The sequence below is a fragment of the Salinibacterium sp. PAMC 21357 genome (genome assembly GCF_000247645.1).
Classification (GTDB): Bacteria; Actinomycetota; Actinomycetes; order Actinomycetales; family Microbacteriaceae; genus Rhodoglobus.
In genome coordinates this window covers 96,253-117,140 of sequence record NZ_AHWA01000002.1, presented here as the reverse complement: position 1 = coordinate 117,140, position 20,888 = coordinate 96,253, and the positions used below count along the sequence as shown (strand labels likewise).

Sequence of the window (20,888 nt, the reverse complement as noted above, 5' to 3'; positions counted from 1 at the left end):
GACCGGCTACAGTCCGAGAACTTTAGCTTTAGCTGCCTCGTAGTCGGCTTCGGTGATCAGACCTTGGTCAAGCATCGTTTTGAATTGTTGCAATTTTGCCATGGGGTCGTCAGCTGCGGGCGCAGCAGCCGGTGCCGCGGCGGGCGCAGTGGGCTGTTGGGGAGCTGCATTGGGTTGCTGGAACCCTGCCGCGGCGCCACCGGCCGCATTCATTCCCATTCCGAGGAACGCCATGCCTGCTCCTCCCCCGCCGCCACCTTCATTTGATCCGGCAGCTTCAAAGCCACGGGCAGCAGCTTGCTGCATGAACGAGTTTCCACGGGCACCCCCGAGAGCATCCGCCTTCTTGACATCGCTGAGCAGAGCACGGGTGTCTTCGTCATATTCGATGGACTGTAGAGCGACCTTTTCGATGGTGAGTCCACGGTCCTTGGTCCACTGGTAGCCATCATCCACCGCCGCGCTCAGCGACTGGGCGAAGCCGATCGCGTCGCTCTGGATGCGCGCGATGCGGTTTCCCTTGCTGGGGTCATTCGTGTAGTACGAGAAGGCTGCGGCAAGGGAGCCGACCACTTCGTTAAAGAGTTGACTTGCGGCGTCATTGTCGAGGTCCGAGAAGTCGAAGACTTTGGGAGACTGACCAAGGTACGTGAGGGGAACAAAGTTCTTCACCAAGAGGATGGGATCGACGATCTTGAGGGAGTAGCTTCCGCGAGTGATGGCGCCAACTTGCGCACCGAGATAGGCGTCATCCCAGTAGATCTCAGACTGAGTGCCGAACTTGTTGTTGGGGATCTCTTTGAGATTGACGTAGAACGCGAGCTGCTGGGAGCCAGGCTGGCCGCCAAATTTGAAGCGCTCCCACGACGTTTTCAGCGTGGAGCTGATGATTCCGTCGCCGGCGAAGAATGACTCGGCGTTCTGATCCTCGGAGGTGAAGATAAATCCACCGGGTTCACCAACAAAACCGGTGAGTTGTCCATCCTGGAACGTCATCAGTCCATAACCCTCGGGCACCACAATCCGGCTGCCGTTAGTGATGATGTGCTCGGAACCTTGCGTATTCGATCCACGACCGGCGTTCGTGCCCTGTGTTACCGCCGGGAAGATCGCTGCGGTAGGAGCCAGATGAGCTGGCGGGGTGAGGAAGTCTTTCCACTGGTCTGCGAACGTTCCGCCGATCGCCCCTGCGAAAGCTTTGATGAATCCCATGCGTCTAATCCCATCGACTCGTTGCTGGGTCGGCCGCTATCGAACAACTCTCGCGCGGGCGCTGTAGGCAGCGCCGTTGTGGGGTAAAGACTTCAGCGGGCGACAATCTCTCAACATCGTATCGGGTAGGCCACTCCCATCGCGAGCGAGTGGTCTAGTCGCGCTGACGGTGTCCCTGCGATAACCGCAGACTCCTCGCGCTCGGGCACCTCAAAGTGCGGAGCGTGCTGGTGTCGGTTTTCAGATCGTTGAACCGAAGCCCTTCGGGTTCGCGGCTCGACCCTCAGTGCTCAGAAGAACGATCACGGATTCGGTCGTGAGTCCGAGCGCGGCCCGGCGATCAGGGTGAGAGAGCACGGCGCGGGCACCCGCCAAGGTCGAGGCACCACACGGCCCAGAGTCGACGCCCTGCTGCGCAAGGTCGCGCACGGCATCCGCTGCGTCGGAGTCAGCAACAGTGACGGATGCATCAAGTCCAGCCTGCAGGATGGGCCACGCAAGGTCAGAAACGGTGCCGCAATTGAGGCCCGTCATTATGGTGTCTGCGGTGAACACCGACGTGAGCTGTCCGGCGTTCAACGAGCTCGTTACTGACGAAGCTGTGTCAGGTTCAACCGAGAGCACTGCAGGAACATGTTCGGTGGAACGATAATGTGCGACGACCGCCTGCGCAAATGACCCAACGCCCGAGGGAGCAACGACGAGATCGACATGGTCGATCCCTGCTTCCCGCAGTTGCTCATCAATTTCGGCGAACATCGTGTCGTAGCCGTCGACGATCCACTGCGGAATGTCTTCATATCCGCTCCACGCCGTATCTTGAATCAGCACAACGTCGCCGGTCGAAACACTCTTGGCGTGCTGCACGACATCGTCATAGGGCACGTCGAGCACGAACAGTGTTGCGCCCTCCCCGACAATTGCATGCTTTGCCGCTTGAGAGACTCCGTCGGGAACATAGATGGTGGCAGGCAGGCCGAGCAAGTTCGCGACGTGCGCTACTGCACGGCCGTGATTTCCGTCGGTCGCGGCAGCAAGCGAGAGCTTTGAGGAAGATCCCAGCCGATCACGCAACTCCTCGAGCGATAGAGCACGATCGGCGGCATCCAATCGAGCAGAAAGAGCGCGCGAGATTGCATACGACGCCCCCAATATCTTAAACGCTGGCAACCCGAGCCGCTGCGATTCATCCTTCACGAACACAGACCCCATGTTCACCGTCGCCGCGATCTCGGGCACAGCAACCAGCGGAGTCGGCGCATAGCCGGGCAGCGACCGGTGAAACTCACGAATTGTCGAATCTAGCGGACTCGTGCGCCACGAACGCGCCGCCGCATTCACATACCAACCTGCTGTGGAGTCCACTGGTTTCACGGTCATTGTCGTCTTTCCCTCGCTAAAAGCACTGCAGCGATTCGGGCAGTAGCCCACATGCAGACTTCATCGTCTCGCATCCGCACGCGCGAGCGATAGGGCTGATTGTCGAGCGCACGTGTGACGTGGTTGGGGTGCACAAAAATTTCTGATGCGTTAAAGCACGGCTGGGAGTATCGTCCCCTACACGGTGCTGTCGACATGGTCCGTTGGCCGAGCCAAACACAGTACAGAACGCGTCACAGGGTGAAGCCGGGGGCTGAGCAATGGAGCACTAATGGTCCAGGAAACGCCTAAGGCGATTATCGCCGTCACAGCGCGCACCCATGTAGCCGCGGTGTGGCACGAACTATGGAAGGCCGGACTAACAATCGGTTTGGCAAGTGCCGCATCAGTCCTTATAACTCCGACAATTCAGAGCATTCTGACGGAACCAAGTTGTGATGACCCTGGCGACCTGCGCTTAGTGAGTCGTTCAGAGCTGACAGCGGAAGCCTCCAGCGTGAATGGCGAAGAGGCGGGCGCTACCTATGAAGCCTCGCGTGCAATAGACGGTGACTCGAGCACCTCCTGGGTCGAAGGCAAACTCGATTCAGACGAAAACAAGTACGGCGAGGGCGAGTATCTGACCATTACGCTCGCCGAGCCTCGCAACGTGCAATTGGTGTGCGTAATTAACGGATTCGCGAGAACACAAGAGTTGTATCTTCATAACTCTCGAGTTCGTCAGTTCAGTGTCGTAACCGATGCGGGAACCACAGATTCCGTGCTCCCCGAGAAACCGCTTGAACTTTACGCGGGATACCAGTCGCTCAATATCGCGAAAGGACTCACTGCGAGCATCCGCTTGACGATTGGCACGGCGAGAGCCGGTCAAGATTCTCAGCAGGAGTCAGACACATCGATCAGTGAGGTCGAGATTTGGGCGACAAATAATTAGCGCCACACAACCCTTTCCCCGGCAGCGAATTATGAAACGCACGAATGCGGTGGTTGTGAACACTGATTGAATTTCCATCTAAGCGGAGTATCGTGCCGCCATGGGCATAGACATCCCTACTAGGGAAGGCTTCGTAGAACTGTCTCAACAGCGCAATGATGGCAGTGTTTCGCTCTATTTAGGCTCGGGGGCAGGTGACTCTAGTCCACCGATCGGCCGCGATTCCGACGTCGCCCGCCTCGCACTCCGCTCTGCGGCGACCGCAGCACTCGCGCAGCTCACTAAGATCGACCTAGACAGCGCCGAACGCCAAAAGATCAGCGAATCTCTTGAGTCCCTCGACAACGACCGCGATTTTTGGGAAACTCCCGCCCGTTCGATTGCGGTCTTCGTTTCGCCGGAAAACATGCGCGCCTTCCGGTTGCGAAACGAGCTACCCAACCACACCGCGGTTGGCGACAGGTTCGATATCGGTCCGCTCTTGCGGGCAACATCGTTCACGCACAGCGGTTACGTTCTGGCTGTTACTGAGGGTGACGTGCGGTTGCTTGCACTTCATCCGGATGCGTCTATCCATCTCGTTGATCTTCCGAACCTGCCCGCTGACGTCGCTGAGACTCTCGAAACGACGGATACAGATGGCAGGTTTGATCGCCGTCGCGCCACAGGTGCGCTAGGCCCGAAGGTTGAACAGCGCCGCTATTGCTCGGCTGTGCAGGATGCGGTGCTTGATCGAATTGGTGATTCCGCACTTCCGCTAGTTCTCGCAGCCTCGTCAGATCTTGAGGCTGCGTACCGTGAGGTGAATAGCTACCGGGGTCTGCTCGAGCACGGTATTGCGGCGAACCCCAGCTCACTTTCGGCCTCTGATCTAGAAAAGCGAGGTCGTGAAGCGGTGAAGAAGCACTTCGATGACGAACTCGCTTCGTGGCGTGAGTCGTTCGGAACAATGAGAGCCAACGGCCACGCTAGTTCGCAGTTGACCGATGTCGCACGGGCAGCATCCGCCGGCCTTGTTGATACCCTTCTGTTCGATCTCGCATCCGTTGAGGAAGGAAGTATTGACGAGAGCGGCGCTGTCACTTTCGCAGCTGAGCCTAGCCCTACTACCTATGGCCTCGTCGATGAGATCGCGGTGCGTGTTCTCCGTACTGGCGGCACGGTGCGGGCGGTACGCCTAGAGGATCTCCCGGACGACAAGCCGGTCGCCGCAATATTCCGCGGGGCACTGTAGATTGCGGATTCGAGCGTTGCGCGCCGGTGACAGCTATCGTCGATGTCCAGATCGGGCCGTCATTATCGGTGTTACCAGTTAGTTGTACCCGGGCCACCCTTAAACGGTCCAACAATACGAGAGGTGATCCACCCGCCGTAGAAGTCACCGGCTTGAGTGCTCACGCGTTCGCCGTCGATTTCGCATAAGTCCATTTGACTCGGGTAGAGCGCTACTCGTGTCGCCAATTCCGCAAATCCTCGGGTCGGATCGGGGTAGGTCCAACCCGCTCGATCACCGACTACTCCCCCGGAAACAAGATCGAAGTAGTGGGCTTCTCCTTTGAACTCGCAGAAGCTTGTGCCCGCTACTGGCATCAGAACGCCGTCGGGGAACGCGGCGATTGGCACGTAGTAGACGGGTGGATGACTCGTCTCAAGCACCCGCACGGAATCCGTTGTGTCGACGATCACTTGGCCGCCCAACCGCACGATTACACGTTCATGCCGGCGTTCCACTCGTGGAGGCCGCGGATAGTCCCATACCGACTCTTGACCGGCGCGAGGCTTGATCGGCTTGGGGCGGGGGCGTGATCGGGGAAAACCGGCGGCTGGCGTCATCCGTTCATTCTGCGACTGGCCGCTGGGATGCGGCTGCGAATGTCCACAGGCGGGAGCCGAGACACGCGCGGAAAACCGGCTACCCCGAGACGACCGAGTGCGCACCAGGAGCGACTCGTGCTGTTCGATACGTGTCAACGGCGATCACTGTGCCGAGAATGACCAGCGATAGTGCCATCGACGCGAGAACATCACTAGTCCAGTGGTACCCCAAATAGAGGCGGCTGAGAGCAGTAGCGATCACCAAGAGCGCTGCTGCTACATAAGAAATTGCCGCCAATTGGGGAGTATTGCGCCGCGAAAACACTAAGAAAGTCAGAATGAGAAAGAAGTCGGCAACCCCAAGAACATGTCCTGACGGGAACGAGAATGTCGTGTCTGGGCCATACAACATGAGGTCTTCAGGCGGTCGGCTTCTTCCGACAACGCGCGTGATGATCTGCACGATGATCACCCCAGTGAGCGTGCCTGCTGCCAGAAGAAACGGTCGCCATGAGCGGTCAGACCTGACACCCCAGATCACAACCACAGCCAGCACAATGATGGGGAGTGCAATGGGCCCAAACATCTCCGTGAAGACGATCATCACAACCGTCAATGTTGCTGTTTGGCGTTCCTCGAGCCACTGCTGAATCGCGGTGTCCATCGCGGTAAGAACGTCCGGTTGGAGCACAGACCACCACAGAACCGAAAGGCTGGTGATGCCAACGAAAATCAGGGAGGCCGCAATCACATAGAGCCGCACCTTTGTCGCGGCAGGCACCGTTCGAGCGTCAACAAAGAGCCTTCTACGGAGGCGGGAGCGCCGCGTATCCGTTGATGATGAGCCTGAACCGTTCGTGGTAGCACTCATGAGTGCGCAACCCGTCCGCGTTCCTCGTCGAGGTCGTACTCCGGGCGAGGCCAGTTCATATCCAGCTCTTTGAGTTTGCTCATGATGATTTCTTGCGAAGCAAGGCGGGCATACCATTTGTGGTTTGCCGGAATAACGTACCAGGGCGCTTCAGCCGTGGATGTTCGTTCCAGAGCGATTTGGTAGGCGTCTTGGAGCGCTGTCCAACGCTCACGGTCGTCGACGTCGCTTGGGTTATATTTCCACAACTTTGACTTGCGGTGAAGCCTGGCGACTAGCCGCTTTTTCTGCTGTTCTTCACCGATCTGAAGCATCAGTTTGACAATCACCGTGCCGTTAGCGATGGCCTCCTGCTCAAAGGCGATGATTGTGTCGTAACGCGCTTCGATGGTGTCTGGGTCAGCAAGGTTCTGAACCCGGGCGGCGAGAACATCCTCGTAGTGTGACCGATCGAAGACACTAACCATCCCCGGTGCGGGAAGATGCTTACGTATTCTCCAGAGAAAATCGTGGCGTAATTCCTCGTCAGTCGGCGCCGTAAAGCCGTGAACGACGACGCCTGACGAATTCATGGCCGAGAGCGCATGTTTAACGATGCCGCCTTTGCCGGAGGAGTCCATACCTTGCAAGACGATCAACAGTGATCGTTTGCCTCCCACGGTGCTGTCGGCGAAGAGCTTGCCTTGGAGTCGTGCTAGCGCACGTCGGTTTTTGCGCAGCAGTGCCGTTCCCGACTCTTTTGTGGCAACAATTCCGGGAGTTGCTTCGGGATCTACTTCGGCAAGTCGGAAGCCCTTGTCAACCCGAAGCAGCTCGCTTGGCTTGCCAGACCACTCAGATTTTTTCATAGGAGATAGTAACTCTTTGATGCGCTCGCTTACACTATTCGTCATGAATGATGCATCCGTGTCGGGCACAGCCCGCAGCGCAAAGAACAGCACTGCCCTCCGCGTTTTGGCGCGACTAGGTTTCGCCGTGAATGGTTTGGTGCACGTTCTCATCGGCGCCCTGGCGGTGGGTATTGCGACGGGCGGCGGGAGCACTGACGCAGACCAGTCAGGCGCATTCCAGCAACTCGCGTCTACGCCGGGCGGTGTGTTCCTCCTGTGGACGGTGGTCGTTGGCATGTTCGCGCTGGGACTGTGGCTCCTCATTTCGGCGTTCCTGATGCCAGGTGGCGATTCCAAACGCAGATGGGCACGTCGCGTCGCTGAAGCGGCCAAGGGCCTGACGTACATTGCCCTAGGAGCAACCGCAGTGCCGTTTGCTCTCGGAGGCTCAACAAGTTCGTCGGGCAGCTCGAGCAGCCTCAGCGCCACTCTGATGTCGTCCCCGGCCGGCGTCATTGTCTTGATTGTTGTCGGCGTTGCGGTGGTCGGGGTCGGTGTCTATTTCATACGAAAGGGCGTCACCCAGAAATTCACGGACGACATTTCGCTCCCCCGCGAACCGATGCGAAAGAGTGTTCTCGCCCTCGGCATTTCAGGCTACGTCGCAAAAGGTATCGCCATTGGCATTGCAGGAATTCTCGTCGTCGTAGCGGCGGTGACGCACGATCCCAGCAAATCCACGGGGCTAGATGGTGCACTGACAAGCTTGGCGGCACTTCCGTTTGGGGCCGTCATCTTGATCGTCATCGCAATCGGACTGATCGCCTACGGACTATATTGTTTCGTCCGAGCTCGCTTCGCTCGGCTGTAGGTCGCGCACCCGGCCAGAACTGGAGCGCTTGCGGATGCGGCGCTCACCGTCGATCTTTGCGGCTAGCGGTGCTGCGACCACAACGGCAATTCCGATGCCGAGCAGCAATGCGCCAACAGTGTCGGTGAGCCAGTGCGCCCCTAAATAGGTGCGGCTGAGCATCATGACAACCGTGTAGATACTCGCTGCAATCCACACCCATACGCGAGGAAACAGGATGGACAGCAGGAGGGCCATCACTGCTGCGTTCGCTACGTGCCCTGAAGGGAATGAACCGAAGTCGACGGTAACGAGAATGGTGTCCGGGCGTGTTCGAGCAAAGAGGTGCTTGAGTAGCTGCACCGATCCACCGGTAACGACTGTGGCAATCGTGAAGTACAGCGCACCCCAGGGTCGCTTGATGAGAAGCAGCGCAATGATTATCGCGCCGGGCACGATAAAGCTGGCGACGACCCCCGCGCCCAGGTAGTTCATCACTAGCGATACCGATTGCCAGAGCGGATTGCGGCTATCGGAGAGCACCTTCATCCAGAAGGTGTCCACGGCGAGGGGCATCCCGTGGTCACGAACCACGATGAGGGCTCCCAAAGCCACGACCAGCCCAAGGGCCACTAGTCCACTCAAAAGTGGCCAAAAGCGACGGACGCGCCGTGCCCGCTCGGTGGCGGCGACCTCCGGATGTTTCTTCACCATGAGGTAATGCTAAAACTTTCTTTGGGCGAAAGGTAAACATACAGAACACCTGCCGCGATCACCCGCTATAGTCATTTCACTATCGGCTTCCGCTGACAGAATCCCATCACATCCGCCCGGTTAGCTGACGGATGAAGCCCCGAAAGTCTGAGGTGGATAAATGACCAAATCACCCCGTGCCACTACGTCACCAGCCTTGATCGCTGCCGTGGTTTACAACCCCGTAAAGGTCGATCTTGAAGCGATCAAGAAGGCCGTTGCGGTGCACGAAGAGGCGGCTGGCTGGAGTCCCACCCAGTACTTTCCGACGAGCAAAGAAGATTCGGGGCAGGGTGTGACGCAGCAAGCTCTGGATGCCGGTGCCGACGTGGTCATCGTCGCAGGCGGCGACGGAACAGTGCGTGCAGTCGCCGAGATCGTGCACGACAGTGATGCAGCGTTGGCGCTGATGCCATCGGGAACGGGCAATCTCTTCGCCCGCAATCTTGATCTCCCTCTGGATGACATCGAGGGTTCGGTTCAGACAGCTTTTGAGGGCGAGGATCGCCTCGTCGACATCGGCCTGATCGATATTCGCGACGAGAACGAAAAACTGTCGAAGCACGCGTTCGTGGTCATGGCCGGTTTAGGGCTCGACGCAAAAATGTTGGTGAACACTGATGAGGATCTCAAGAAGAAGATCGGTTGGCTCGCGTATGTCGGCGCAATCGTCAAAGCTCTCACTGATCAGAGCGAGCTTCAGCTGAAATATCGAGTTGATGGTGGGCGATCTCGCTCCGCGCGTGCCCACACCATCATCGTCGGAAACTGCGGCTCGCTCACAGCCAATGTGCTTCTCCTTCCCGATGCCGCACCGGATGACGGGTTCTTTGACGTTGCCGTCATGCGGCCTCAGGGGGTCATCGGCTGGCTGCAGATCATGGGCAAGGTCTTCTGGGAAAACGGGGTTCTTCGCCGAATCAAGGGCGGGGAAGCACTAACGACCAAAGACGTGCGCGCGTTGAACTATGTGAAGGCGAAGCAGATGACCGTGCGCCTGAATCACGCCGAAGAAATTGAACTCGATGGAGACAGCTTCGGAAAGGCGATCGCGTTCAAGACTCGCATCAAGCCGGCCGGACTGCGGATGCGCGTGCCCCTGCCATAATTCGGCAGAGGCGCTGATCGGGTCTCCGGTTCGACCTACTCTGCGGTCTCCGTCTCCGTCTCGGAGTCGGGGCCGGGGTCGGGGTCTTCCTGTTTCGCGGTTTGTTCGGTGCGGTCGTTCAACGCTGCGAGGATCCGGGCGAGGTCCATGGCGATTGCTGCAGAAGCTCCCATCGTTGTTGCGGTCGCGGTGGATTGTCGTTCATCCAGCTCCGCGGTTAGCGACGCCAGGGCTTCAACTGCTGCGCTGTGGGCCGTTTCACGCTCCTCTTCTGACTCCCAATCGTGCAGCAGCGTCGACAGTGCTTTGAGCGCCTCGCTGAGCACCGGCCGCAGTTCGGGGCGAAGCTGGATTTTGATGGGGGTGCCCCAGACGGCGCCGGTGAGAACGTCGGTGATGTCTCGTACGTGGAAAGTGACATTTTCGAGGGCGGCGAGGTCGTCGTAGTCGGCGCGCAGATCACGCCGATAGCGCCGGGCTCGCGGGTTGGCCTTACGGCTTTCGTCGGCGAGCTGCACCGCTGCTCGAACTTCGCCGGACACGCTGACAAGAGTGTCTTTAGCGGATGCCCAACCGTCACGTTCTGGCGGCCAACTTTCGGCCAGTGCCTCGGCAATCTCTGACAGATGGTCAGAGAGAACTCGGCGAAAGTTGGAGAGTTGTTGGTCAACTTCGTTGTGGCTGAGCGCCGGAAAGATGAGCACGTTTACGAGTAAGCCGACGATTATGCCGAGGCTGACTTGCTCAAGGTATCCGATCGAATAGTCGTCAGCATCCGGACCACCAATGATGAGTACGAACAGGACGGTGACGGGGATATATTCGCGGTTGGCTCCGAACCAGCCGGTGGCGGCGATGAGCGCGCCGGCCCCAACGGCGAGAGACATGGTGAGAAGGCTCGGCGAACTGAAGATAATCACGGCGCCCGCGAGAACAATAGCGACCGTAAGACTTCCGAGAGTTTGCAGCGCGTTCTTCATCGACCCCATCAGGGTGGGGTACATGCTGACGATGGCGCCAAGCGGGGCGTAGTAGGGATAGTTATCGGCGACTCCGGGCAGGTAGGGCGCGAGCGTCCAGGCAATGCCGACGGCGAGGGCAGTCTTTGCTGCTTGCAATATCCGCAACCTGGTGATGTCTGACTTCATTCGCCATGCGGTTCTTCTTACTGGCCTGAGCGTGTTGTCGGCCAGTTCGCGTCGCCTCATGGACGTGCCATCAGATCTACGCCGCCGCCGGGTGCAGGTTCTGGATGCTCGATCCTGACGCGATCGGGGCGAAAGCCGTGTTCGATTCCCCACAGCACGGCGTTGGTTCTGCTGCTCACACCGATCGTTCGGTAGCAGCTTCGAATGTAGGTTTTGATGGAGTTGATCGAGAGGTGGGTTCGCTCAGCGATCTCGGTATTCGAGAGACCTTGGGTGATGAGCGCTAACACTTCGGCTTCGCGTTCTGTCAGTCCCTCTTCTCGTCCCGGCCAGTCACCGCCAATAACACCGGAAGTGCCCGTCGCTCCGAGGTGAACGCGCTCGCCTCCATTGCGAATTGCTTCGAGGGCGGCAACAAGTTGGGCAGCTGGCAACCCTTTAGAGACGTAGCCGCCAGCTCCGTGAGTAATCGCAGTATTCACGAGAGTCGGATCAAGATTCCACGAGTAGACAACTACCGCAGCAACGAGAGGGTTTGCTGCGAGCTCCCGAACGGCAGCGCGGTCTTCCCGAGTGGAGGCGAAGGTGTCGTAAAGGGCAATGTCAACGTGCTCATTGACCTGCTTATTGAGGTCAAGCTCGACCACGTGAATCCGGTTTCGATAGGAGCGCAGCATGCTAACGACGCCGCGGGCGACAACCTCATAATCGTTGACTAGGGCAACTCGCACTTCATTCATTCGTCAACAATATTGCTGCCTAGCTCGAAGAATGCATTTCTTCACCCTTTAGGGTGAAGCCACTCAGCCGATTTCCCGAATATTCTCAGGTTGTGGGCGTGGTTTTCGGCTGCGCTCATGGCTTCGCTAACCCCCGTTCGCGAGCCTCCCCCAAGAGTAGGAGCTCAATCGTGAGTGCATCAGACAAGATCGAAAACTCAGCTGAAGATCTCAAAGGCAAGACCAAGGAAGCCGCGGGAAAGGCGACCGACAACGAAGAACTCGTTGCTGAAGGCAAGACAGATCAAGCAAAAGCTGACCTCAAGAAGGCTGCCGAGAACGTCAAAGACGCCGTCTCAGAATAACCAGCACCGACTTCAGCACGCCCTTCCCTCATCCGTTCGAAAGGACCACTCTTTTATGAATACTCTTCTTATCGTCGTCGCCGTTATCGCCGTTATTCTGCTTCTCACCGGCGGCCTTGTTCAGTCGCTCAACTTCCTCCTCTGGGTAGGACTCGTGCTGGCTGTTCTCGCCGTCATCGTCTTTCTCGCTCGCAAGCTCACGGGTGGTCGAGTCTAATAACCTCCATCCGCTGACTTAGCAGAAGCGGTTCATCGCGGTATTCCCCTCGGAACCGGATGAACTGATCGAGGGGTGTTGGGCTCGCACGGCCCAGCGCCCCTCTCCTTAAACCATTGCCGACTCGGGTTGAGCACTACGCTCCCCTAGTCGCGACGTACACGGTGTTGGACGACACCCCACCCGTTAGCGCATTATCAAAGTCCACGGCATGTGCGATGGGATTCTCGAAGACCTGGCCTAAGCGTTCCATGAATTCTTCGTCAGACGGGTCATCCGACCAGAGCGCGAATACTCCGCCGTCGGTGAGATGAGCCCGCACGCGGCGCAGACCATCAACGGTATAGAGGTCGGCATGGCTAGGGTCGAGCTGGTGCCGGGGTGAGTGGTCGACATCCAGCAGGATCACGTCGTACGGCAAGGTCGGTTCGGCACGCATCACAGCAAAGAAGTCGGCGTGGGTGAGGGTCGTGCGGCTGTCGCCCGTGAGCTCTGCAGACTCCGGAAGGAGTCCACGATTGTGCCAGTCGATCACTGTGGGCAACGCGTCGATCACCTCGAGTGAGGTCACGCGCGGATCGGCTAGAGCAGCAACGGCTGTATAGCCGAGCCCGAGTCCCCCGTTTACGACGCGCAATTGGTCGCCGCTGGCGGCTGCAAGCCCGAGGTCGGAGAGGGCAATTTCGGCAACCGTGAAGAGGCTCGACATGAGGTATTCCTCGCCGAGTTTCACCTCATAAACATCAACGTCGAGCGTGGGCTCGCGTCGGCGTCGCAGAGTGAGCTCCCCCATCGGTGTTTCTTGAAAGTCGAGCTCTTCGAAGCGGGAGATAGCCATGGGTTGAGCCTACGTGCAGTGGATGCTTGCGCAATGCAGACGCGACGCGCAGCGTGCCTAGCCGAAGATCCACACCCCAATAAGGATCAGACCACCGACAGCAACCACGATTGATGCCGCCACGCTGCCGAAAGTGATTAGGGCGGTACGGGCCGAACGGCGCGCCACGGAGGGCAGTGCCGCCGGATTCTCGCGGGCAATCGCGGCACCCGTATCAATGTTCCCCGCCAATGGAGGCGACAGAATCTCTCGACTGGCGTAAGTCGCGATAGCACCAGGGCCAGCAGCCGGCACTGCCCGATCGAGCATCTCTACTGAGACTGGTGCTGGCCTCAGCGTTCCGCGACGCCGCGGTGGCGCCTTTTTGAGTGCTCGTTGGTTACCCCGATCGACGGCACGAGTCGCCTCAGGATCATCATCGGCGCCGTCGTCGTCGTCAGCAACGATGTCGGCCTCCGACTCCGTCAGCCGAGGTTTCGCCGCTACAACCACGGTTGCTTCGGGGTCTGGGGCGTGACGATTCACGACCACGGTAGATTCATCAGCCTCATCTCTGTGACGAGCTACAACGACGGTAGCCTCATCGACCTCGGAAGAAGAGCTGCTTCTGCGGTCGACAACTACCGTCGACTCGTCCACTTCGCTGACAGAGATATGCCGACGGTCGACAACGACAGTGGATTCGTCGACTTCGTTTAAGGAAGCATTCCTGCGGTCGACAACTACCGTCGACTCATCCACGGACTCGCCATAGTCGACAGCCTCAGTCACGCCCGGCCTGCTGATAGTGATTTCACTATCCTCGTCGTCGATCATCGGCGCCCCACGGGGATCGTAGTTTCGTCGTTTTCGTCCTCAGCGCTCAAACCCACACGCATCCAGCTGCCCGTCGAACCGTCCCGTGCCACATCTCCCCCACCAGAAATAACATCGATGACGATGACGGTGATGTTGTCTTTGCCACCAGCGCGCTTGGCAAGATCAACGAGTCCCCAGGCCACAGAATCAGGCACGCCGCCCATCGTGAGGCTGGCGCGAATGGTTTCATCCGCAACCTCCGACGTGAGCCCGTCGGAACAGATCAGTAGCCGTTCGCCGTTGACGATGGGTGTGATCCAGCTGTCGGCGGTTGAATCGGGGGCACCGATAGCCCGCGTGATCACATTGCGGTCGGGAAAAGACGCAAACTCTTCGGCCGTAAGCTCGCCAGCATCGAAAAGTTCCTGACCAAGGGAATGGTCAACAGTGATTTGCTGAAGCAAGCTTCCGATATTCCGGTAGACCCGTGAGTCACCGACGTTAAAAACCAGCCAACTGGGCACTCCATCGTGATCGACAATCGCTGCGCCAGTGACGGTCGAGCCTGCACCACGAGAAGTGGTTCCGGCTACAGCGGCGACGAGTTCATCGGCTCGTTCAAGGGCTGCCGAGATGAGCTCGACGGTGGCTACTGTATTGCCCCGCAGCACTGTCTCGAAGGCGTCGACGACCGCAGAACTTGCCCGATCCCCTGCCTCATAGCCGCCCATTCCATCAGCAACGACATAGATGGGGGCTTGGGCCACATAGCTATCTTCGTTGAGTTGACGTTTCATACCGACGTCGGTGACCACTCCCACTGAGAGCGTCACTCCACCGACTCGGTGAGTTCGGGTCACGCAGTCCTACCTTCGGCATCGAACTCGATTGAGAGACGCAACTCTCCGAGGATGAACGACAATGCGATCGGCGCACTCGCACCGGAGGCAAGCTCGGTCTCGACCCCGGACGCATCGATCACGACAACACCATTGGTGGCGTTGAGGTCGGTGATCGTCCACAAATCATCGGTTCGAGTGAGCCGTGCGTGCACTCGCGACAATGTTTTCGTGCTGTCGGGCACTGGCAAGGGTGTTCCGCCATCCGCGGCAGTAGGTTTACGCCCGAGCACAACGTTGTCACTCGCCAGCGGCAACCGTTGGCCCGTTGAGGTCACCAAGTTCCAGTGGATGATCGGCTTGCGGTTCACGACAACGGTACGTTCGTCTTCGTCGTCGTCGTCATCGAAGTCATCACCGGCAGGCTGGGGAGGCATCGACGTGGCTGCGTGCTGATCGCGGGCCCACGAATCTGCGGCGGGTGCGGCCGGCGCGCCTGAGAACGCCGGTGCGGCCGGTGCGGCCGGTGCGGCCGAGAATACGGGCGGCACTAATGGTGCAGGTGCCGCAGGTATCGCCGGTGCTGAAGGCATCTCGGGAGAAGCCTGTGCCGCGAATGGAGACGAAGGACTGTGCTGGGCCGGAGCTGCCGCTTCGGGGAATGACGTCGGCATCGGCATAATGAACCCCGAGCTTGGCGGCTGCACCGGCGGTGCTGGGGGTGCCGTGGGCCCGGACTGAAGTTGTTGCGCTGGCGCGGATCGTAGAGTCCCTAGCGGCGCTGGTTCCGGATACGGCTCTGGATCCGCTTCTGCTGCAGCGGGGTTTCCGGGTGATCCAAAAGGAGCGAATGATGCTGGAGCCGGAGCGTTGTTCGGTATGGCAGGCGATCCGCCGAAGGCGTTCGTCGAAGCCTGACCGGCGGGTGCTCTCATCTCTCGGTTTCCCGACATGAGGCCGGCAATTCGGCGGTCGGCCGAGCCCACCGGTTGCGCCTGGCCGAAGCCAAGAACTGTGGCCCAAATGGGAAAGGCGATCGCACCGAGAACGGTCATACCCGCTCCGAGGGCGAATCGTTCGTTGATGCGGTGAATCGAGATGATCAGCAAAACGACGCCGTACGCATTAAGCAAGGGGACGAAGAACCACACAATGTTCCACGCCTCATAGCCGCCAAGACGCAAGAGCTCAATCGTGTTGACGAAAGGAACCCATGCCTTCCAGGTGGGAATGCCGAGCTTGGCAAAGAGTTTACTGAGCGCCAGTGAAATCCACACATAGACCGCGGCAAACACCACGAGATACACGAGAGAGCTCACGAGGATCAAAGTAAGGGTGTCCCCGGTGTCATTCATCTCTTACTCCTTCTCCTGTCAGGCGGCGCCGCGAAGGCGCACCTGTGCTTCTTTGATGTGTCGAACAAAGGATGCTGTGCTCAGCGTGACGGCAAGACGCTGGCGCCACGACGCTAACTTCGCGACCTCGCCGCGTTCCGCTTCGACAATGTTCCACACGGCGTCTGCTGTCGCAGGCAACGATGCCGAAACGTTGAAGACGGCAGTATCTGCCGCCTCTGCGACAGCAAGTGCTGCCGGACGACCGGTCGCGAGAGCAATCTGACGGCGGGTGCCCCGAGGCGAACTAATAATCCCGGCATCAATATAGCGGTCAATGAGCTCGTCCCAAGCTCCGACGATCGCAACTTCAGGAATGGGGTCTGCGCGGCGACGACGACGTTGTAGCGTCTTCGCCCCGGCGAGAACAACGATCGGCAGTAGTGGCAGCAGCACGATTGCGACAGCTAATGCGACCCAACGCACGATCTCCCACACGCGTTGCCCGGCCGCAGAGTTCTCGGCGGAGGCCGGCGGCTCATCCGATTCGGCGCGAATCGATACGGGAGGTGCCAGCACTTCGCTTGACGGTTCGTCAGGCTCGGTCGGATGCTCCGGAAGAATCTCTCCCACCACAACACGCGAGAGAGGCTCGGAAAACTGCGGTGTGGCATCCAATTGCACCCATTGACCGTCGGGAGAACGCACTTCAGTCCACGCTGTGATGTTTGCACCGGTGCAGACGCCATCAGCGCTGCACGGCACTACTGAGGGTTGGGACTCATCAGAAGCGAGCAGCACCCCAAAAACAATGCGCGAATCGAACCCGAAATAGCGTGCGAGCAACGCCGCCGCTACCGAGAACTGTTCGTCATCCCCCACCGCAGAAATCAACGATTCTTCGGATGCGTCCTCGCCGGCCTTAACTTCCTGATCAGTAAGGCTCGTGAACAGTGTCTCGATTCGCGCCGTCGAATGCCCGGCAAGACTCGGCTCGAAGAGATAGTCCGCGCGTGACGATAGCGCCGTGATCCACCCCTCAGACGCAGTGTCCTCGGTGCGGGCGTGCGAAAGGAATCCGCGCTCACGCAACTTGCTGACGGCATCCAACAGACCATCGCCGGTGCGCGGGAGTTTTTGGCGGTCAACCCAGTCAGCGAGAGCAACGTGCACTTCGCCGTCGATGAGCGGTTCACCGCCCTGGGCACCCTCGAGCACCCCCGATTCGGGCAGCGGGCTGCCGCTGACGACGAACCGATCCCCCGGAGAAAGAGTTGCAGTGATGATCCCTGCGTCTGCCGTCTGGCCATCGACGACGACCGCCGAAATACCACCCGGCGCGACAAAAAGGCCATCGGTCAATAGCTCGCTTCGTTCTCCGGAGAACGACGGCGCGGCACTCGTGACACCAGGCAAAGGAAGCCACGGCCCCGCGTAGCCTTCACCGATCGTGACAGCAACCTCAAGATCGGTTGCCGCCGGCACAGAATTGGCTAGGCGCGTGAAGTTGGCGGCTGCAGAATCAGTGAGTTCGAAACGCGTGCCATCGAACCCGGTGAGGGTAGCTAGTCGCAGCCGATCAAGATTCTCCGGCGCATCCGTGACAGTGAACAGCTCTGTCGTGAGAGCATCTCCGGCAAACCAACCACGGTAGGTGATGAGCGGCGACTGAACTCGACTGATATTGAGGAACGGTTCGACGCCATCGCGCACTGTTGTGCGCTGCAGGGTATTGGCCGCCAGCGGCGCGACCGCGAAGCCAACACTGATTGCGACGATGAGAATCGCCGCGCCGAGAGCGTTCCGGCGCACAATTGGCCACGTTGTCTCACGCGCCTGGCGAATGCCTACCGCAGTACCGCGCGCACGTTTGAGTGCCTCGACTCTGGCGAGCCTCGAGCGCCCGATGAGCCACGACATGCTGAGCGTAATAACCGCGACACCGAGTAATACGAGTGCCCCACCGGGAAGACTCCACCACAGCACGGGCACCGGAGCACCGAGGGCGCTCGACCCGAATGCAAGGCCAAAGGCAAACATTCCGAGTACGACTGGTACGGCCAGCACCGAGATTTTTCCGGGACGCAGCGCGAGGGAAAGCGCGCCAAAAGCGCCCAAAAAGATGACCACGAAGAGGGGAACAAGGACAGCCTGATAGTCGCCGAGTGGCAACTCGATCGTCACGAGTTGTTTCCAGCCGAGGACGATTCCCGCGAACCCATCCCGAATTCCTGCTAACACTCGCAGCGGAGACTGCAGGGCAGCCGGTATCGCCAACGGGACCACAAGAATGCCGTAGACAAGAAGCACAGCGAGAGTGGCTGCCCACCAGCTCATAGCCCGTCGGGCGGCAAGGTAAGCGATCCCCATTCCCGCAATGCCCGCGACGACCGCTAGGAGAATAACGCGCGGCGTCTGATAGATCGGCCAGGCTGCCGCTGCCGCGATAGCGATTCCGAGCGCGACGAATCCGACAGACCACAGGGTACGACCGAGCGAAGGCAGAGTGTTGCGACGACTCATCCGAGAGCTCCTCTCGCGATGAGGTGACCAAGATCGCCAAGAACGCCAATAGTAAGAATGGTGTAGTCGCGAGTGGATTTGACGGTCGGTTCAGCACCGAGTTCGCAGCGGATTATCACGGTGCGAACGTTGGTCGGAAACGCAAACGCCGCAAGCCGCAGTCGATCAAGCGGAATTTGGCTTCCCGTGAGCACGAACGCAATTGATAGTTCGGGAAACGACTGAGAGGTAAGTTTTGTGACTTCTTCGATGCGCACCGCAGTATCACTGGAGTCAATGCGGCTTGTGGCATCGAGAAAGGCGCGCGGTGAAATTGTTGGCAGGGTGCGGATCGATAATGAGCCGTCGCGGCCCTGTGCTGCAGCAAGCGAGACGAGCACCTCCCGACCTTCGGTGATCCCTTGAACGGAAAGCGAGGCGGCGGCGCTCACCGCCATCTCAAATTCATCGTCATCGGTGAACTCGGTGATATTCACATCAAGCACAACAGCGATACGGGCACGACGAGTCTCTTCGTACTGGCGCACCATGAGCTTGCCGGTCTTGGCGGTGGACTTCCAGTTGATATGGCGGGGTGAGTCACCCGTAACGTATTCACGAATCGCATGGAACGCGAGATCTGAGTCGACAATATTTTTGGTCGACGAACCCTCGATGTCACGGATGAAGCCCGCCGAGGTTGAAGGAACGACAGCAGTCACCGGATGCACGTTGATGTGTTCCACTTGCGGCCACGACACTTCACGGCGGAGTAGCCCGACGGGGTCTCCCCGCGCAATCGTCATGGGCCCCACCGAAATCACGCCGCGTTTGGTGGCCGCAATGGCGACGGTTTCAACGTGATCGGCTTTGCCAAGCAACAGAGGAACGTGCACCTCAACAAGGCCATCGCCCACAGGAATATCAATAATGCTTGGCAGGGCGATCCTCACCGAGGCGTTCTGCATGTGGAGTTGTGCCGTCACACTGCTGCCCGCAACGACGCGATCACGATCGATTTCGAGGCGCACCGCTAAGGTCGCACCACCGAGAAGAAAAGGGGTCGCCGCGATGAGCAACACGGCCGCAATGGCGGCAACGACCCATCCCTCAACCATGCCGAAGGTGAAGCCAACCGCTGCGCCACCGACGAGGGCAAATAGTACGAGCCAACCGGCCGCGGTTACCGTCTCGCGCAGCCAGCGGCTGGCCGCGGCGAGCGTGCGAACGACGACAGAAAATGCACGCCGCCCCGCTGCTACTCCCCCGCCGACAACACCAACGCGCGTCGAAGCGTGACGGGTTACCGTCGCCCCGCCGAAGCGCGACCAGGTGCCGGTGTGTTCGGCCCTGGTGCTGGTGTGTCCGTTGACTTCGTTATTCACGCCGCGCCGTTCTCCCTTGGTGCGGGAACGTCAAGAAGAACCTGCCCCACGATGTCGACCGCCGTTACGCCATCAAATTCGGCTTCTGGTTCGAGGATGATGCGGTGCGAGAGTGCCGGAATTGCGAGTTGGGCGACATCATCGGGTGTCACAAAGGTACGCCCGTGCACAAGAGCCCACGTCATCGCGAGGCGGGACAGCGCAATCGCTCCACGAACGCTCACGCCGAGACGAACCTCGGTTGCCAGTCGCGTGGCATTGACGATGCGCATGATGTAGTCGAGTACGAGTGGGTTGACATAAACCCCCCGAGCTAGTTCCGTCATGGCGCTCAGGGTGGAAAGTTCGACAATTTTTTCGACGACCTTTTTGCCGCCGCCAATGCCACCGAGGATGCGCAGAAGCGCCGCGTCATCCGGGTACCCAATTGACGTTTTGATCATAAAGCGGTCGAGTTGTGCCTCAGGAAGGCGGTACGTTCCGGCCTGCTCAACGGGGTTCTGAGTTGCGATCACCAGAAATGGCGTTCCGACGGGGCGGGTGACACCATCCACGGTCACGTTGCCCTCTTCCATCACTTCGAGAAGAGCGGATTGCGTTTTCGGGCTCGCGCGGTTGATCTCATCGGCGAGCACAATGTTGGCGAAGATGGGGCCAGCGTGAAAGTCGAACTCGCCGCGCTTCTGGTCGTACACGGTGATACCGGTCACGTCACCCGGAAGCAGATCCGGCGTGAACTGGATGCGCGAAGCAACACCATCGACCGACTGCGCGAGCGTGCGAGCGAGGGCCGTCTTTCCGGTGCCCGGCACATCTTCGAGGAGCACGTGACCCTCGCTGAGAGCAGTCGCGAGCACGAGCTCAATGACGTGACGTTTGCCGAGGATCGCCTGTTCGACGTTTCCCGCGAGCACGGAAAAAGATTCGGCAAACCAGGCAGCCTGTTCTGGCGTCGTGGTCATGGGGTCCTTTCGAAGGGGTGAAATATCG

At 59.2% G+C, this 20,888-nt stretch carries 21 protein-coding genes; 6 read left to right on the top strand and 15 right to left on the bottom strand.

Features of this window, described 5'->3' with window-relative positions; genetic code table 11:
• Positions 1-6 precede the first annotated feature (6 nt).
• Both ON14_RS00570 and ON14_RS00565 read right to left on the bottom strand, forming a co-directional pair.
• Complete coding sequence (locus ON14_RS00570) at positions 7-1,212, bottom strand: SHOCT domain-containing protein (protein ID WP_010202249.1); 1,206 nt, start codon at positions 1,210-1,212, stop codon at positions 7-9.
• A 240-nt stretch (positions 1,213-1,452) separates the two neighbouring features.
• Positions 1,453-2,592 (bottom strand): diaminopropionate ammonia-lyase, encoded by a 1,140-nt coding sequence (locus ON14_RS00565; protein WP_010202247.1) that lies wholly within the window; start codon positions 2,590-2,592, stop codon positions 1,453-1,455.
• Between the two features lie 271 nt (positions 2,593-2,863).
• On the opposite strand from ON14_RS00565, the gene ON14_RS00560 reads away from it, so the two are divergent.
• Together ON14_RS00560 and ON14_RS00555 are read left to right on the top strand one after the other, a co-directional pair.
• Positions 2,864-3,526, top strand: coding sequence for an NADase-type glycan-binding domain-containing protein (locus ON14_RS00560; RefSeq protein ID WP_010202245.1), 663 nt, complete (start codon positions 2,864-2,866; stop codon positions 3,524-3,526).
• 100 nt (positions 3,527-3,626) lie between these two features.
• Positions 3,627-4,760, top strand: coding sequence for a baeRF11 domain-containing protein (locus ON14_RS00555; RefSeq protein WP_010202244.1), 1,134 nt, complete (start codon positions 3,627-3,629; stop codon positions 4,758-4,760).
• 71 nt (positions 4,761-4,831) lie between these two features.
• Here ON14_RS00555 and ON14_RS00550 read toward each other — a convergent pair whose 3' ends face one another.
• The 3 genes from ON14_RS00550 to ON14_RS00540 all read right to left on the bottom strand — a co-directional run bounded on the left by ON14_RS00550 (position 4,832) and on the right by ON14_RS00540 (position 7,060).
• A complete protein-coding gene (locus ON14_RS00550) occupies positions 4,832-5,359 on the bottom strand; it encodes a DUF427 domain-containing protein (protein ID WP_026037433.1) in 528 nt (175 codons plus the stop codon).
• A gap of 79 nt (positions 5,360-5,438) precedes the next feature.
• Positions 5,439-6,122, bottom strand: coding sequence for a phosphatase PAP2 family protein (locus ON14_RS00545; RefSeq protein WP_202800880.1), 684 nt, complete (start codon positions 6,120-6,122; stop codon positions 5,439-5,441).
• Between the two features lie 86 nt (positions 6,123-6,208).
• Complete coding sequence (locus ON14_RS00540) at positions 6,209-7,060, bottom strand: PPK2 family polyphosphate kinase (protein WP_010202240.1); 852 nt, start codon at positions 7,058-7,060, stop codon at positions 6,209-6,211.
• A 43-nt stretch (positions 7,061-7,103) separates the two neighbouring features.
• Between ON14_RS00540 and ON14_RS00535 the strand changes: the two genes are divergently transcribed.
• Positions 7,104-7,913 (top strand): DUF1206 domain-containing protein, encoded by an 810-nt coding sequence (locus ON14_RS00535; protein WP_026037432.1) that lies wholly within the window; start codon positions 7,104-7,106, stop codon positions 7,911-7,913.
• Here ON14_RS00535 and ON14_RS00530 read toward each other — a convergent pair.
• Entirely contained in the window at positions 7,875-8,606 is a 732-nt protein-coding gene (locus ON14_RS00530) for a phosphatase PAP2 family protein (RefSeq protein ID WP_010202238.1), read from the bottom strand. The genes ON14_RS00535 and ON14_RS00530 overlap by 39 nt on opposite strands.
• A gap of 160 nt (positions 8,607-8,766) precedes the next feature.
• On the opposite strand from ON14_RS00530, the gene ON14_RS00525 reads away from it, so the two are divergent.
• Complete coding sequence (locus ON14_RS00525) at positions 8,767-9,753, top strand: diacylglycerol/lipid kinase family protein (RefSeq protein ID WP_010202237.1); 987 nt, start codon at positions 8,767-8,769, stop codon at positions 9,751-9,753.
• Between the two features lie 35 nt (positions 9,754-9,788).
• Here the strand turns inward: ON14_RS00525 and ON14_RS00520 are convergent, their stop codons facing one another.
• On the bottom strand, positions 9,789-10,901 hold the full coding sequence (locus ON14_RS00520) for an FUSC family protein (RefSeq protein ID WP_010202236.1): 1,113 nt from the start codon (positions 10,899-10,901) through the stop codon (positions 9,789-9,791).
• 56 nt (positions 10,902-10,957) lie between these two features.
• Positions 10,958-11,641: a helix-turn-helix transcriptional regulator gene (locus tag ON14_RS00515; RefSeq protein WP_010202235.1), complete on the bottom strand. Its 684-nt coding sequence runs from the start codon at positions 11,639-11,641 to the stop codon at positions 10,958-10,960.
• Between the two features lie 170 nt (positions 11,642-11,811).
• Here ON14_RS00515 and ON14_RS00510 point away from each other — a divergent pair, with 170 nt between their 5' ends.
• Together ON14_RS00510 and ON14_RS15910 are read left to right on the top strand one after the other, a co-directional pair.
• A complete protein-coding gene (locus ON14_RS00510) occupies positions 11,812-11,985 on the top strand; it encodes a CsbD family protein (protein WP_010202234.1) in 174 nt (57 codons plus the stop codon).
• 55 nt (positions 11,986-12,040) lie between these two features.
• The gene (locus ON14_RS15910) at positions 12,041-12,202 is read left to right on the top strand and encodes a hypothetical protein (RefSeq protein ID WP_010202232.1); all 162 of its coding nucleotides are present in this window, start codon (positions 12,041-12,043) and stop codon (positions 12,200-12,202) included.
• Positions 12,203-12,338: 136 nt separating this feature from the next.
• Here ON14_RS15910 and ON14_RS00505 read toward each other — a convergent pair whose 3' ends face one another.
• From ON14_RS00505 to ON14_RS00475, 7 genes are read right to left on the bottom strand one after another with little or no spacing between them, the layout of a single operon-like run.
• Positions 12,339-13,040, bottom strand: a complete 702-nt coding sequence (locus tag ON14_RS00505) for a hypothetical protein (protein WP_010202231.1) — start codon at positions 13,038-13,040, stop codon at positions 12,339-12,341.
• 57 nt (positions 13,041-13,097) lie between these two features.
• Complete coding sequence (locus ON14_RS00500; protein ID WP_010202230.1) at positions 13,098-13,856, bottom strand: hypothetical protein; 759 nt, start codon at positions 13,854-13,856, stop codon at positions 13,098-13,100.
• Complete coding sequence (locus tag ON14_RS00495) at positions 13,853-14,698, bottom strand: PP2C family protein-serine/threonine phosphatase (protein ID WP_010202227.1); 846 nt, start codon at positions 14,696-14,698, stop codon at positions 13,853-13,855. Before ON14_RS00495 ends, ON14_RS00500 begins: the two co-directional genes overlap by 4 nt.
• Entirely contained in the window at positions 14,695-16,032 is a 1,338-nt protein-coding gene (locus ON14_RS00490) for a DUF5684 domain-containing protein (RefSeq protein WP_010202225.1), read from the bottom strand. Before ON14_RS00490 ends, ON14_RS00495 begins: the two co-directional genes overlap by 4 nt.
• Before the next feature lie 18 nt (positions 16,033-16,050).
• Entirely contained in the window at positions 16,051-18,534 is a 2,484-nt protein-coding gene (locus ON14_RS00485) for a DUF3488 and transglutaminase-like domain-containing protein (RefSeq protein ID WP_010202218.1), read from the bottom strand.
• Complete coding sequence (locus tag ON14_RS00480; RefSeq protein ID WP_010202217.1) at positions 18,531-19,898, bottom strand: DUF58 domain-containing protein; 1,368 nt, start codon at positions 19,896-19,898, stop codon at positions 18,531-18,533. The genes ON14_RS00485 and ON14_RS00480 overlap by 4 nt, the downstream gene beginning before the upstream one ends.
• The gene (locus ON14_RS00475) at positions 19,895-20,860 is read right to left on the bottom strand and encodes an AAA family ATPase (protein ID WP_010202216.1); all 966 of its coding nucleotides are present in this window, start codon (positions 20,858-20,860) and stop codon (positions 19,895-19,897) included. The genes ON14_RS00480 and ON14_RS00475 overlap by 4 nt, the downstream gene beginning before the upstream one ends.
• Positions 20,861-20,888 lie beyond the last annotated feature (28 nt).

Bases quoted from the DNA above. Each gene is read 5' to 3' on its own strand.
- ON14_RS00570 (WP_010202249.1), bottom strand. From the start codon at position 1,212: ATGGGATTCATCAAAGCTTTCGCAGGGGCGATCGGCGGAACGTTCGCA.
- ON14_RS00565 (WP_010202247.1), bottom strand. From the start codon at position 2,592: ATGACCGTGAAACCAGTGGACTCCACAGCAGGTTGGTATGTGAATGCG.
- ON14_RS00560 (WP_010202245.1), top strand. From the start codon at position 2,864: ATGGTCCAGGAAACGCCTAAGGCGATTATCGCCGTCACAGCGCGCACC.
- ON14_RS00555 (WP_010202244.1), top strand. From the start codon at position 3,627: ATGGGCATAGACATCCCTACTAGGGAAGGCTTCGTAGAACTGTCTCAA.
- ON14_RS00550 (WP_026037433.1), bottom strand. From the start codon at position 5,359: ATGACGCCAGCCGCCGGTTTTCCCCGATCACGCCCCCGCCCCAAGCCG.
- ON14_RS00540 (WP_010202240.1), bottom strand. From the start codon at position 7,060: ATGAAAAAATCTGAGTGGTCTGGCAAGCCAAGCGAGCTGCTTCGGGTT.
- ON14_RS00535 (WP_026037432.1), top strand. From the start codon at position 7,104: ATGAATGATGCATCCGTGTCGGGCACAGCCCGCAGCGCAAAGAACAGC.
- ON14_RS00530 (WP_010202238.1), bottom strand. From the start codon at position 8,606: ATGGTGAAGAAACATCCGGAGGTCGCCGCCACCGAGCGGGCACGGCGC.
- ON14_RS00525 (WP_010202237.1), top strand. From the start codon at position 8,767: ATGACCAAATCACCCCGTGCCACTACGTCACCAGCCTTGATCGCTGCC.
- ON14_RS00520 (WP_010202236.1), bottom strand. From the start codon at position 10,901: ATGAAGTCAGACATCACCAGGTTGCGGATATTGCAAGCAGCAAAGACT.
- ON14_RS00515 (WP_010202235.1), bottom strand. From the start codon at position 11,641: ATGAATGAAGTGCGAGTTGCCCTAGTCAACGATTATGAGGTTGTCGCC.
- ON14_RS15910 (WP_010202232.1), top strand. From the start codon at position 12,041: ATGAATACTCTTCTTATCGTCGTCGCCGTTATCGCCGTTATTCTGCTT.
- ON14_RS00505 (WP_010202231.1), bottom strand. From the start codon at position 13,040: ATGGCTATCTCCCGCTTCGAAGAGCTCGACTTTCAAGAAACACCGATG.
- ON14_RS00500 (WP_010202230.1), bottom strand. From the start codon at position 13,856: ATGATCGACGACGAGGATAGTGAAATCACTATCAGCAGGCCGGGCGTG.
- ON14_RS00490 (WP_010202225.1), bottom strand. From the start codon at position 16,032: ATGAATGACACCGGGGACACCCTTACTTTGATCCTCGTGAGCTCTCTC.
- ON14_RS00485 (WP_010202218.1), bottom strand. From the start codon at position 18,534: ATGAGTCGTCGCAACACTCTGCCTTCGCTCGGTCGTACCCTGTGGTCT.
- ON14_RS00475 (WP_010202216.1), bottom strand. From the start codon at position 20,860: ATGACCACGACGCCAGAACAGGCTGCCTGGTTTGCCGAATCTTTTTCC.